Annotated in this window: 10 protein-coding genes; 5 read left to right on the forward strand and 5 right to left on the reverse strand. The window is 42.5% G+C overall.

What is annotated here, in order from left to right:
- Positions 1–17: 17 nt before the first annotated feature.
- Together FIS9605_RS0107375 and FIS9605_RS0107380 are read right to left on the reverse strand one after the other, a co-directional pair.
- Positions 18–1,349: a CmpA/NrtA family ABC transporter substrate-binding protein gene (locus FIS9605_RS0107375; protein WP_026732019.1), complete on the reverse strand. Its 1,332-nt coding sequence runs from the start codon at positions 1,347–1,349 to the stop codon at positions 18–20.
- A gap of 134 nt (positions 1,350–1,483) precedes the next feature.
- Positions 1,484–3,109, reverse strand: coding sequence for a ferredoxin--nitrite reductase (locus FIS9605_RS0107380; protein ID WP_026732020.1), 1,626 nt, complete (start codon positions 3,107–3,109; stop codon positions 1,484–1,486).
- Positions 3,110–3,490: 381 nt separating this feature from the next.
- Between FIS9605_RS0107380 and FIS9605_RS36480 the strand changes: the two genes are divergently transcribed.
- From FIS9605_RS36480 to FIS9605_RS36485, 3 genes are all read left to right on the forward strand, one after another.
- The gene (locus tag FIS9605_RS36480; RefSeq protein ID WP_051469946.1) at positions 3,491–4,744 is read left to right on the forward strand and encodes a HEAT repeat domain-containing protein; all 1,254 of its coding nucleotides are present in this window, start codon (positions 3,491–3,493) and stop codon (positions 4,742–4,744) included.
- A gap of 419 nt (positions 4,745–5,163) precedes the next feature.
- Positions 5,164–6,105, forward strand: a complete 942-nt coding sequence (locus FIS9605_RS0107390; protein ID WP_026732021.1) for a LysR family transcriptional regulator — start codon at positions 5,164–5,166, stop codon at positions 6,103–6,105.
- Positions 6,106–6,212: 107 nt separating this feature from the next.
- Positions 6,213–7,316: an anthranilate phosphoribosyltransferase family protein gene (locus FIS9605_RS36485; RefSeq protein WP_051469947.1), complete on the forward strand. Its 1,104-nt coding sequence runs from the start codon at positions 6,213–6,215 to the stop codon at positions 7,314–7,316.
- 10 nt (positions 7,317–7,326) lie between these two features.
- On the opposite strand, the gene FIS9605_RS0107400 is transcribed toward FIS9605_RS36485, so the two are convergent.
- Positions 7,327–8,955, reverse strand: coding sequence for a TAXI family TRAP transporter solute-binding subunit (locus FIS9605_RS0107400; RefSeq protein ID WP_035139443.1), 1,629 nt, complete (start codon positions 8,953–8,955; stop codon positions 7,327–7,329).
- A 313-nt stretch (positions 8,956–9,268) separates the two neighbouring features.
- Between FIS9605_RS0107400 and FIS9605_RS0107405 the strand changes: the two genes are divergently transcribed.
- Positions 9,269–9,736, forward strand: coding sequence for a rhodanese-like domain-containing protein (locus FIS9605_RS0107405; RefSeq protein ID WP_026732023.1), 468 nt, complete (start codon positions 9,269–9,271; stop codon positions 9,734–9,736).
- Between the two features lie 77 nt (positions 9,737–9,813).
- Here FIS9605_RS0107405 and FIS9605_RS0107410 read toward each other — a convergent pair whose 3' ends face one another.
- Together FIS9605_RS0107410 and FIS9605_RS0107415 are read right to left on the reverse strand one after the other, a co-directional pair.
- Entirely contained in the window at positions 9,814–10,443 is a 630-nt protein-coding gene (locus FIS9605_RS0107410) for a ribonuclease H-like domain-containing protein (RefSeq protein ID WP_026732024.1), read from the reverse strand.
- Positions 10,444–10,630: 187 nt separating this feature from the next.
- Positions 10,631–11,173 (reverse strand): CAP domain-containing protein, encoded by a 543-nt coding sequence (locus FIS9605_RS0107415; protein ID WP_026732025.1) that lies wholly within the window; start codon positions 11,171–11,173, stop codon positions 10,631–10,633.
- Positions 11,174–11,748: 575 nt separating this feature from the next.
- Between FIS9605_RS0107415 and FIS9605_RS0107420 the strand changes: the two genes are divergently transcribed.
- On the forward strand, positions 11,749–12,492 hold the full coding sequence (locus FIS9605_RS0107420) for a carbonic anhydrase (protein ID WP_026732026.1): 744 nt from the start codon (positions 11,749–11,751) through the stop codon (positions 12,490–12,492).
- Positions 12,493–12,749: the final 257 nt, after the last annotated feature.

Raw genomic sequence — 12,749 nt, forward strand, 5'->3', positions numbered from 1 at the left:
AGCCTCTGAACAAACAATTAGACTTTCTTAATTTTCAAACTCTGCAAATATTGTTCGGGTTTTTCTGGATCGAATTTGACACCATCAAAGAAAGTCTCAACCCCACGAGAAGTACTAGTAGGAATTTCGGAATCGGGAACACCAAGGGCTTTAGCAGCTTTCTTCCACAAATCTTCTTTGTTAACTTGGTCTACAATTTCTTTAACTTTGGTATCTTTTGGTAAATAACCCCAGCGAATCTCTTCTGTTAAAAACCAAATATCGTGGCTCTTGTAAGGATATGAAGCATTATCTGCCCAGAACTTCATGCGGTATTGGAAATCCTTGGCTGTACGTCCATCGCCGTAGTCTATATTGCCTTTAGCCCGTTCTAATATATCTGCGGCAGCAACGTTAAAGTATTTGCGGCCAGAGACGATTTTGCACATCTCCTCTTTGTTTTCTGGGCGATCGCACCACTGCTGGGCTTCCATGATTGCCATCACCATCGCCTGTGCAGCATTGGGGTTTTGATCAACCCAATCTTTCCGCATAGCAAAGGCTTTTTCTGGATGGTTGTTCCACAACTCACCTGTAACTAGGGCTGTGTAGCCCAATTTTTGGCTCACCAATTGGGCGTTCCAAGGTTCTCCCACACAAAAGGCATCGACGGTGCCAACTTTCATATTCGCCACCATTTGTGGTGGTGGTACGGGTTCCAAAGTCACATCTTGATCTGGATTGATACCGCCTGCTGCTAGCCAGTAGCGCATCCACAAATCATGAGTACCACCAGGGAAAGTCATGGCAACTTTCATAGCTTGTTTGTTGGCTTTGGCTTGATCGGCAGCTTCTTTTAGCGCCTTACTTTGCAAACCGACTTTCAAATCTTTTAATTTATTAGCAACAGAGATACCCTGACCGTTGGTATTTAACCGTGCCAAGATATACATCGGCACTTTATCGTTGATGGTCATGAGATAGGGCATCGGGCTGAGAATGTGTGCGCCATCAATGCCATCGCCTGCTGAACCGATTTTCAAGTTATCGCGGGTGACAGGCCATGATTTTTGCTTAATCACCTCGACATCCGTCATGCCGTACTTAGCAAAGAAGCCCTTTTCCTTGGCAACAATTAAGGGAGCAGAATCAGTTAGAGCGATAAATCCTAACTTGGCTTTGGTCGTTTCTACTTTCGGAGCGTTATTTGCTGTATTGACGTTGGTAGCTGGGGTAGCGCTGCCTGGTGATGGTGTATCACCGCTTGTTGTGGCTGTATTAGTACCGGAAGAACAAGCGTGAGTCAGGACGGAAACAGCTGCCGCAGCGCCAGCGGTGAAAATAAATTGTCTTCGAGAAAAATTGGTCATTTGTCCTGTTGTTAGTAGTTAGTAGTTAGTAGTTAGTAGTTGGTAGTTGTAGAGACGTGCCATGGCACGTCTGTACATTGGTTAGTAGTTGGTAGTTGGTAGTTAACCACTATCCACTATCCACTAACCACTAACTAATGAATTACTAAAGCTTCTTGCCTGGGTTTTGCTCCAAAATGCTTAATCAACAGATCTTGCAACACTGGCTGCAAGTCTTCACAAGGAACGCCTTTTTGCACACAGGTTCCTAAATGTGCGTCTTTGCCTACTTTACCGCCCATGTAGATATCAACCCCTTCTACAGCTTTGCCATTTTTACGGGCTTTGGTTCCCATCAAGCCAATATCTGCAACTTGGGGCTGTCCGCAAGAGTTGGGGCAACCAGTCCAGTGAATTCGTACTGGACGGGTGAGTTCTACTTCCTCTTCCAAAGCTTTAATCGTTGTCAGGGCGCGGTTTTTGGTTTCAATCAGGGCAAAATTACAAAATTGTGCGCCAGTACAGGAAACGAGCGATCGCGTTAATGGTTTGGGGTCAACGCTAAACTTTTCTAGCAGTGACTCTGCTAAAAACAGTGTCAAGCGTGAATCAGGAACATTAGGTATGATCGCGTTCTGCTCAACTGTAAGACGGATTTCACCGCTGCCGTACACATCTGCCAGACGTGCTATTTCAAACATATCTTCAGCAGTTAACCGACCAACAGGAACGTGTAATCCCACATAGTTCAATCCTGGTTGTTTTTGTTTGTATACCCCAACATGGTCGCGTTTTTCCCAATCAATTTCGTCTTTTGGCGCAGCGTTGATTAATGGTTTACCCAAGTGCTGTTCCACTTCTGAACGAAACTTTTCTAAACCCCATTCGTCAATCAACCACATCAGGCGGGATTTAAGACGATTGGCACGCAAACCGCGATCGCGAAAAACTTCCAAAACTGCTCTACATACGGCAACCACATCTTCTGGCGGTACCCAAGCATTTAAAGGAATAGCCGCTTCGCAACGTTTGGCAGAAAAGAATCCACCCACCAAGATGTTAAATCCAAATACAGGGGATTGAGGATTGGCGATCGGGGATTGGGAAAATTCTTCCCCAGTCCCCAATCTCCGATCCCCGATCCCTTCCTGAAATGCAGGAACGAAAGCTAAATCATTTATTTCGGCGTGAACAGAATTGTCCCGTCCGCCTGTGATGGCAATATTAAACTTCCGTGGTAGATTGGTGAACTCTGGATTACCTTCGCCTTTGTTGGTGAGCATGTCTTGAATTTGTTGCACCAACTCGCGCGTGTCGAATAACTCATCCGCATCTAAACCTGCCACGGGGTCGCCTGTAATGTTGCGGACGTTATCCATCCCTGACTGCACGCTGGTTAAGCCAACCGTATGAAATTTCTGAAAAATTTCTGGTAAGTCTTCAATCCGGATGCCCCGCAATTGGATATTCTGCCTTGTAGTAATGTCAGCGCTGCCGTCATCACCATAACGTTGTACTACTTCTGCTAGCACTCGTATTTGATGACTCGTGAGAATACCGTTCGGCATCCGCATCCGCATCATAAATTTACCCGGAGTAACTGGGCGAAAAAACACACCCACCCACTTTAGGCGATGGTCGCGGTCAGTTTCGTCCATTGCCTCCCATCCTTGAGAGGCAAATTTCTCTATCTCTGCCTTGACGGCGAGTCCATCTTTTTCGGCCTTAAATTTCTCGAATCGATTGAGGCTGGCTGTGATGGTAGTTGCTGCGTCTGTCATGATTACTCATAGGTCATAGGTCATTAGTCATCAGTCATCAGTCTTTGACAAATGACTAATGACAAGGGCATTTTGTCAACTATTCAATTCAATTTGGATACTGATTTTTTTTATTTACATCCACTTAGGTTAAAGTTGTGAAAACATAAAATTCGTATAGCTTGTTACGAAATGTATGCGAAAGTGTATAAAACGTATTATAAATATGCATTTTTTGCATGAAATTTAACCCAGAGTGGGCGTAATGCGCTTAATTAAAGGCAATTTGTTGTTTGTTGTGTGTTGTTTGTTGTTTGTTATTTGTTCCAACCACCAACTACCAACCACCAACTACTAACGACTAACTACTAACCACCAACCATCAACCACCAACTATTAGTAGTGAATAACATCAACCAGCTTTTACTACAGGCGCAAGCAGCACATAATGCAGCCAACTGGCAACTTTTAATTCAATGCTTGCAACAGTTGACTCAACAAGAGAATTCAAAAAACCTAGAAAGTTTGGAAAACCAAGAAAAGCTGCTGGAATTAGCACTTTCTGTTTTAATAATGGGAGATTTTCAGCAACGTTGGGAGATCGCCAAAGTGTTTGTACGTCTGGGAGCGATCGCGATTTCCCCACTGATTGAAATATTGACAGACGAGGAGGCAGAGGAAGAATTACGCTGGTATGCGGCGCGACTGCTGGGAGAGTTTCAGCAGCCAGAGGCAATTGCTGCATTAGTAGAATTACTGAAAATAGAGGATGATGAAGAACTAAGGACAATGGCAGCAGCAGCACTGGGGCAAATGGGTACGTATGCTATTGCTGCCTTGACAGAACTCCTGGCAGATGAACAGACACGTCTTTTGGCAGTGCGATCGCTGTGTATCATCCGGCATAAAGAAACTATCGCACCGCTGTTGAGTGTAGTAGACGATCCCCAAATCAGCGTCCGTGCCGCTGCAATAGAAGCTCTTAGCAGCTTTCACGATGAACGCGTACCAACAGTACTTTTGCGTGCGTTGGATGATATCGCTACCTCAGTTAGACGGGAAGCAGTACTGGGTTTGAGTTTTCGTCCTGACTTGCGCGAACCATTAGATTTGGTGACAAGATTGCAATCTAAGCTTTATGACTTTAACCTTGAGGTTTGTTGTGCGGCAGCAGTTGCCCTGTCACGCATGGGTGGTGACGACGCAGCCAAGCACTTATTTCAAGTGCTAGTGTCACCTCATACGCCAGTGAAACTGCAATTAGAAACTATCCGCGCTCTCTGTTGGATGGAGATGCCATCTAGTTTGGAATATCTCCGCACAGCGCTTAACCAACTAGAATCAGTGACGCTATGGCAGGAAATTGTGACAGTTCTGGGGAGAGTCAGCAATCCCCAATTAGCCTCGCTAGCAGCAGAAATATTATTGGCCATGCTGGAACAAAAACATCCAGCAGTTGAGATTGCCGCAATCAAAAGAGCGATCGCGCTGTCTTTAGGACAATTAGGCAGGATGGAAGCAATCGAACCATTGACTAAACTTTTGGCAGATTCTGACGAATTAGTAAGACTGCACGCGATCGCGGCGCTGAAGAATCTTGCTCCTCAAGGGGAGTGGGAGAGTGGGGGATGGGGGGATGGGGGGATGGGGAGGTAGGGAGAAAAGGAGAATATATTTCTTTTACCTTTTGCATGTTTACAGGGAACTCTTAACAGGAAAAAATGCACGTTGTGGTTTTAAAGCCCACTTTGAACAAAGAATTGTGTTGAGAGGCGAAGCCCGAAAAACAAAGCGTCCTTATTTCAATCCCACAATATAGCGCGTGGGTCACTATTCCCCGTTAAGAGTTCCCTATTCCCTTTGAATTAATCTTTTTTAAAGAAGATAATCAAAAATTGTTCAGGCTACATTGGATTAAAAATTTCATTGAAAGACTGGTATCGGCGTAAATAGGCAATAACTAGCATAGAAACTCGGATTTCTAATAAAGAACTAGATGTAACAAACTCTACTAAATTGTTGTTAAAAATACGTTAAGTTAATGAAATCCATAATGTAATTCAGGCTACGACAACATGCGATTAGAGCAGTTGCAAGCCTTTCTAGCGATCGCGGAAACCGGTAGCTTTCAAGGGGCAGCAAGAAAATGTAGTGTTACCCAATCAACTATCAGTCGCCAAATCCAGGGGCTGGAAGCGGATTTGGGCTTGGAACTGTTTCACAGAACGGGTCAGGCGAAGCTGACGGTTGCAGGTGAACGCTTGTTACCCCGTGCGCGTAAAATTTGCCAAGAGTGGCAAACAGCCACGCAGGAAATAGCAGATTTAGTAGCAGGAAAACAGCCCGAATTGTGCATTGCAGTGATTCACTCGCTGTGTGCTTATTACTTACCGCCGGTTTTGCAACAGTTTTGTCACGATTATCCACAAGTACAATTGCGGGTGACATCCTTGGGTAGCGATCGCGCCTTAAAAGTCCTCAAAGATGGACTAGTAGATGTGGCCATTGTCATGAATAATCGCTTTTTAACTGCTGGTAAAGAAATAGTGGTAGAAGTTTTATATGATGAACCTATAGAAGTTCTGACAGCAGCCAATCACCCCCTAGCACAACATGAACGCATTCCTTGGTCAGAGTTAATTCGTTATCCGCAGGTAGTTTTCAAAGATGGTTATGGTATGCAACGCCTTGTACAAGATCGATTTGAGCGCCTGCAAGCTACACTCCAAGCTGTTTTGGAAGTCAACACCTTAGATGCCTTCCGGGGAGTAGTACGTCAAGGAGAATTGGTGGCTTTGCTACCTAATTCGGCATTAGTAGAAGCACGTAGAGACCCTACCTTAGCAGTTCGTCCCCTAGCCAGCAATTGTGCTTTAGCTGATAATTCAAGTTTTACTCGCCGAGTAGTGATGGTTACAACTCAAGACCGCCTGCAAATTCCTCCTATTCAGCATTTTTGGCAATTAGTGCGAGATAATGTACCGCCAAAAGTTACTTTAGAGCTTTCGGTTTGTTAGTAAAGAGTTAGTAGTTAGTGGTTAGTAGTTAGTAGTTGACTTTATCACTACTAAGCTACTAACCACTAACCACTATCCACTATCCACTATCCACTAACTATTGCGCTATGAGCAATGTATTTCGGGAATTACTGAAAAAGGTAGGCAGCGGTAATCATACGGGAGAAAATTTGACTCGTGAAGAAGCTGCTGCGGCAACAAAGATGATATTGCTGGGTGAAGCGACACCAGTTCAGATCGGGGCGTTTTTGATTGCTCACCGGATCAAACGTCCCACGGGGGAAGAGTTGGCTGGGATGTTGGATGCCTATGATGAACTAGGGCCCAAACTAAAACCGATCGCTTCGGTACGACCCGTCATGGTTTTAGGTATACCTTATGATGGCAGAACCCGCACTGCACCAATTAACCCCATTACAGCATTATTATTAGCCGCAGCTGGGCAACCAGTACTGATGCATGGGGGCGATCGCTTGCCGACAAAGTATGGTTTGCCCCTAGTGGATATTTGGCAGGGTTTAGGAGTTGATTGGACTGGTTTGCCGTTGGAAAAAACCCAGCAGGTATTTGAGCAAACTGGAATTGGCTTTGTTTATACTCCTCAGCATTTCCCCTTAACGCAAAGTATTTGGGAGTACCGCGACCAACTGGGCAAGCGTCCACCTTTTGCCACAATGGAGCTAATTTGGTGTCCTTATGCTGGCGATGCTCATATTGTCGCGGGGTATGTCCATCCTCCTACAGAAGCTATGTTTCAGGAAGCCTTAGCGCAGCGAGGAGTAACAAATTTTACCACTATCAAAGGATTGGAAGGCAGTTGCGACCTACCGCGCGATCGCACCGCGATCGTTGGTTTATCAAAACCTGCAATTACAAATGAAATAGAACGATTGCATTTGGTTCCCCGCGAATACGGCTTTACTACCAAAAACGTACCCTTGGATACTACTGAAGAACTTGTAGCCCAAATGCAAGGAGTATTAAAAGCCATACCTTCGGAACTGATGCAAACAGCTTTGTGGAACGGTGGGTTTTACCTGTGGCGTTCTGGTATTTGTTCAGATATGCGATCGGGTATAGCTCAAGCGGAAGAATTATTAACAAGTGGTGCAGTTGCAGCTAAACTCCAAGAAATTTCTTCGCTAATCCAGAGTCAAGCGTCAATGGTCAATAGATGTACAGATGTGCCGTGGCGCGTCTCTACTTTTTAACCAAAAACTCTTAATTTTTCCGCTCAATTGCATCTCTTGTAGTTTTATACGCTTCTACAAAAGTTCGATAGGATTCTTGAGAAATATTTTCTGCGATCAAATCGGTTGCCACTCGTTCGAGAATTGCATCTAACTCTTGTTGAAGTAAATTTTGATTTATTGTTTTATCTTGTAGTAATGCAACTGCGGCTTTGATATATTCCGCAGAAATTTCTCTTTGCTTTTGTTCAATTTCTTGATAAGTAATTTGTCCTTCTCTTTCTATGGCTTCTCTAGTAGTTTTATAGGCTTCATTAAAAGTTCGGAATGACTCTTGAGAAATCCTTTCGGCGATTAAAGCTTCAGCAGCTTTTTTGAAAGTTTCATCAAGTTTTTTTTGCCTATCTTCCAGATTGCCTAGATTTTTATCCATGAGATTTATAGCTGAATGAATATAATCATCAGCTTCATCTTTTTTCCCACGCTCAATCCATAACTTCAGTTGCTTGAACCAGGAGGCTACTAGGAGAAAAATTGTTAAAATGAGAGCTAAAAAGTCTGCATTTTCTTGGACAAAAGAAGGTTTGTCTCGCTCGTAAAAGGCAACTGCGCCTGGATGGATAGGAATGCCTGTTCCGTCGTTCTCTCGGGGACGGCTAATACTAGCGACTAAGGGTTTTACTTCCGCATGTTTTTCAGCGATCGCATTTGCGATCGCTTGACGATTTTCAAAGATAATTCGGGTGATTTGTTGAATCAAATTGTTATCTACTTGCTCACCAGCCACTAGTAGCCTATCCACTGCCACTGTATCCAGTTCAATCGCAGGCATAGGAGGATTGCCTCTGTATGCCCCTTGAGGAATTTTGGCAGATTCAAAGGCAGGATACTTTATTTTCATTGCTTGTGCCTGGGTAATAGGTAGCAAACGTCCATCCTGATCTTGCACAAGCTGAGCAATACCAAGATTACCTAAAGCGCGAACGCGAAACAATGCATCTGCCCTTTTAGCTTTAAAATCTTCTTCTGCTTGCTTATCATCGTAATATTTGCTTTTTAAACCTGAGATGACAAAATCAGGCTTATCTGCTTTCATCAGACCGTAATGTTCTGCTACTTTCACAAAAGACTGATATTGCCCACCTCTAGCAGGTAAAGCGATTGTTTTACCCCGAAGTTGATTAAATTGTTTAATGTTGGGATCTCTGACTACCAACTGAAACAAATCCCGATACAACACGGCAACAGCTGTTGGAGATACTTTATCCTGAGATTGTTGTGGTTGAGATTGGCGGCTTTCTACCAAATCCATTTCTTGACCGACAACATCGGCTTGAGCCGTTGCTAACTCAGCTTTTCCGTCTTGTAACAATTGCAGGTTCTGTGATGTGCCGCCAGTTGGTAATAATTTAATATTAATGTGAGATTTTTGTTTAACCACTTTTTGAATGGCTTCACTGATAATATAACTTTCTCCTTCTGGGTCTCCAGCAGCAAGGGTTAGTTGAGGTGCCGTCAGACGGAGAAAAATATTCCAGATGATGATGATAACTAAGCCTATACTGGCAATCCCAAGACTAATAAAGACTAACTTTGATTGGGGATCGAGCTTTTCAAAAAAACTGATCGGATTCGCCTTGGCAGGAATTTTTGATGCCATATATGCAAAATGGTTGTTTCAGGAAGGGAATGTATAACGAGATGCTCATAATTTGTTTTTCCTGATATAAATCAACCCTTAGTTAGATTTTTAGGCAATCCGCCATTAGATAGATAGATAGAAATTGATCAGCTTCACTCTCAAGAAAGAGAAATTCCAACAGTATTGTTGGGTAAATTTTGGTCAGTAAATTTAATTCTGCAAAAGTCCTGGTGAATCTGATGTGGATACGCCACAACTATGGCGCATCTATTTTTGTATTGGCATCCGAGGATATTTGCAAAGTGCTTAATCTATTGAGCGAGGAATATTCATGAATAACATCAAAGATAACAAACTTGTAGAAAATATTATTCCATCACAACCACCCATTGAGCCACAATCCGATGCCCATGTGCTGAAGGCTCGTTTAGAGTGGGGCGAACCAGCTTTGACAATTCTGGATGTGCGCGATCGCAATACCTTCAACAACGGTCACATCATGGGCGCAATGCCAATGCCATTAGATCAATTGGTAGATCGGGCAGTTGCATCCATAGCGAAAGTTCGTGATATATATGTTTATGGTGCTAATGATGAAGAAACTGCCCAAGCTGCACAAATGCTGAGGCAAGCTGGATTTGAACATGTATCCGAACTCAGAGGTGGTTTGGCAGCATGGAAGGCAATTGGCGGCCCAACAGATGGTGTTATTGAAGCACATGAAATTCCTGGCCCTGGTGCATACAATGTTGTTGACCGACTAAAAGAACACACAGAAACTCAGGAAAAAGAAGTATAAATTTAGTCAATAGTCATTAGTCATTTGTCATTGGTCATATACCACTTACAAATGACTAATGACAAATGACAAAAACATTAGTGTTCAAACACATCCTTGAAGTGCAACAAATCCAAGGAAACTATAGTTGGCAAACACTGAAAGCATTGTTGAGCGATTTCCCAACGTTCTTCTCGTTGCAGCATTGCTATCAATTTCTCTCGCACACTCAGTAGATAGCGCACATCATTTGCAGCGTAACTCAGTTGCGCTTCTGTTAAATTGGCAGCGTTTCCCCAGTCAGAACTTTGAGAACTTTTATCGAGTTCCACTTGTTCCAACTCTAGCACCAAGTCTTTGAGACTGTGGCGTTGGGTGTAGGTTCGTGCTAACTTACTGGCTATTTTGGTACAAAAAACAGGATTGACTTTAATACCGAGATGGTAACGCAGGGCGGCAACGTCAAAACGGGCAAAGTGAAATACTTTCAGGATATTTGCCGCTTCCAGTAGTTTTTTTAAGTTAGGGGCTTGTGTTTGCCCTTTAGCAATACGGATCGCAGTTACTTTGCCTTCTGGGTTACACAACTGTACCAAACACAAGCGATCGCGTTGTGGTATTAATCCCATTGTCTCTGTATCAACAGCGATCTCATCAGCTTTTAAATAATGGGATAAAGTCATATCGCTAAGATCGCGATCGCAAATCTGAAAATTTTGTAATTCCATGAACCACCACAAAATAAATGCAATGTCTATTAGAGCAAAGTCCTGCAAGACACTACATTATTCTAGTAGTTGGTGGTTGGTGTTTGGTTAGTAGATAGTAGTTAGTAGTTACTTGATTACCACTAACCACTAACCACTAACTACTAACAGTCAACACGAGAAATACATTTATTTATGCTGAATACATTCATTTATTACGAAGAAAAATTTGCGTTAAGTAAACTTCACCTTTACTATTAGTTGCGACACCAATTCCAGTTAAATTGTAATTGCCTTTAATATTGATAAGATGATCGGGACTGTTGAGCCAGCCAGTAAAAGCTTCGGCGGCAGGGTCGCTATATCCTTGATTAACAGCAACATTCTCAGCAGCACTTTTGTAACGAAGAGCAATTGCATTGACTCGCTGTTTAAATCCATCGTGGCTAAACGGAACCTTACCGTTAGCCATATTTTTACTGTGAATTCTTGCCTGTTTAGTGATACTTGGGTTGAGAGCCAATTTTGGTAGACCTTGAGAAATTCGATATCGATTAATTCGAGCAAATACTGATTTTTCTAAATCAGTTGTTTTGAAATTAATAGAAGTCGCAATCGGAGGTGATGAAATCGACAACACCTGATTTACGAACAGTTTATTTTTGGAAGTGTTACCTGAGGTAGTGATTTTTAATCCACTAGCAAGGACAAGCATACTTAAAGCAATGCCAAAAGCAGATTGTCTAATCATGTACAATTACGTAGTGTATTTAAGTTATTAAGACAAGCACCCTGATTTTTGGTTTCTTGAGATACCTGTATAATTTGCAGTATCAAGGCTTTACCAGATGTTTACCTATCCCGATTTTGGCGTTAATTACGGGTAATTACAATCCTATAAATGTGAAGTAATTTCAAATCAAAAATGAAAAAATCAAGAAGTTAAATAGATACAGGATTTTTGTTTAGTATTAACACTTAATGACCCATACTGATAATTGTGCAAAATTTCATCTATCTTATGGCTGAATAGAAGTTAAGCTTGTTTGCTTTCCTTCTATATTCTTGATGGGTGTCAGCAAAATTAGATTATGCACTTTTCATAATTAGCGAATAGGGAATTGGGGATTGGGGATTGGGTATTGAAGTACTGATTTTTCCTATGCCCCTTGTTCGATGCCCGATGCCCATTGCTCTCTGCCTGGCAATAAAATTAAATAAGTCTTAAATGGTCTCAACGCTTACTCTTACAGGCTTCTAGAGTTGATATCTTCCTGCCAGCATAGAAGCTTTAGACAGCCGGATTCAAATTACCGAGTGAAATTGATGAGTCAAATTAATGGATTTGTTGGGCGTCGTCATTTCTTGAAGCTGGCAGGTACAGGAAGCGTTGGCATTTTGGCTAGTGCAGCTGGTTGTAGCTTGACCAAGGATATACAACAAGCGATCGCTCCCCAAGCAACCTTGGCTGATGCGATAGCAGCTAATCGTAATCCAGTCAATGCCGATCGAGCTTTAAAACGATTGCTGGATGGAAATCAACGATTTGTACAGCAAAAGCGTAAATATCCAGACCAATCTTTGGAACACATACGATTGGTTGCTAAAACCCAATATCCTTTTGCTGCTATATTTGGCTGTGCAGATTCTAGAGTACCCGCTGAAATGGTTTTCGATCAGGGGCTGGGGGATTTGTTTGTGGTGCGAGTCGCTGGTAATGTTGTATGTGACACGGCTATAGGCAGTTTAGAATATGCGACAGCAACGTTGGGTTCTCAGTTGATTGTAGTTTTGGGTCATAGAAGATGCGGTGCAGTAGCTGAAGCGCTTCAAGATGAACCTATGTCTGGCAGAATGAGCTTGATTGTTGAAGGCATCAAACCAGCTGTAGAGAAAGTCAAATCTACTACAAATAATCTACAGGATAATGCAGTCATTGCTAACATTCAATATCAGGCGCAAAAATTGCAGGAAAGCTCTACTATTTTGACTAAACTTGTGCGTCAAGACAAACTCAAAATTGTTGGTGCGCGTTACGATTTGGATACTGGTAAAGTATCCGTTGTTTAACCGTAATTGAGAATTCGTAATTCGTACGTAGGATGCAATTATTACCTGTTACGAATTACGAATTAAGAATTCTAAGTCAGCATATGATAGAAAGATTTCGCAGTTAGTCATAATTTTCTTCTATAGTAAATTAGTTTGTTTGTCATAGCTTATTTTGGTATATTCCAGAAAATAAATAAGCATTTTTTCTGCTGCTGATATATGCAAAGTCGTCCTCGTGCTTGCACTCACCACTGCTTGCAAGCAGTAAATGTCTT

The organism is Fischerella sp. PCC 9605 (genome assembly GCF_000517105.1).
In the GTDB taxonomy this organism is placed as follows: Bacteria; Cyanobacteriota; Cyanobacteriia; order Cyanobacteriales; family Nostocaceae; genus PCC9605.

Coding starts and splice junctions, on each gene's coding strand:
- FIS9605_RS0107415 (WP_026732025.1), bottom strand. CDS start 11,173: ATGATTAGACAATCTGCTTTTGGCATTGCTTTAAGTATGCTTGTCCTT.
- FIS9605_RS0107400 (WP_035139443.1), bottom strand. CDS start 8,955: ATGGCATCAAAAATTCCTGCCAAGGCGAATCCGATCAGTTTTTTTGAA.
- FIS9605_RS0107380 (WP_026732020.1), bottom strand. CDS start 3,109: ATGACAGACGCAGCAACTACCATCACAGCCAGCCTCAATCGATTCGAG.
- FIS9605_RS36485 (WP_051469947.1), top strand. CDS start 6,213: ATGAGCAATGTATTTCGGGAATTACTGAAAAAGGTAGGCAGCGGTAAT.
- FIS9605_RS0107405 (WP_026732023.1), top strand. CDS start 9,269: ATGAATAACATCAAAGATAACAAACTTGTAGAAAATATTATTCCATCA.
- FIS9605_RS0107420 (WP_026732026.1), top strand. CDS start 11,749: ATGAGTCAAATTAATGGATTTGTTGGGCGTCGTCATTTCTTGAAGCTG.
- FIS9605_RS0107375 (WP_026732019.1), bottom strand. CDS start 1,349: ATGACCAATTTTTCTCGAAGACAATTTATTTTCACCGCTGGCGCTGCG.
- FIS9605_RS0107390 (WP_026732021.1), top strand. CDS start 5,164: ATGCGATTAGAGCAGTTGCAAGCCTTTCTAGCGATCGCGGAAACCGGT.
- FIS9605_RS0107410 (WP_026732024.1), bottom strand. CDS start 10,443: ATGGAATTACAAAATTTTCAGATTTGCGATCGCGATCTTAGCGATATG.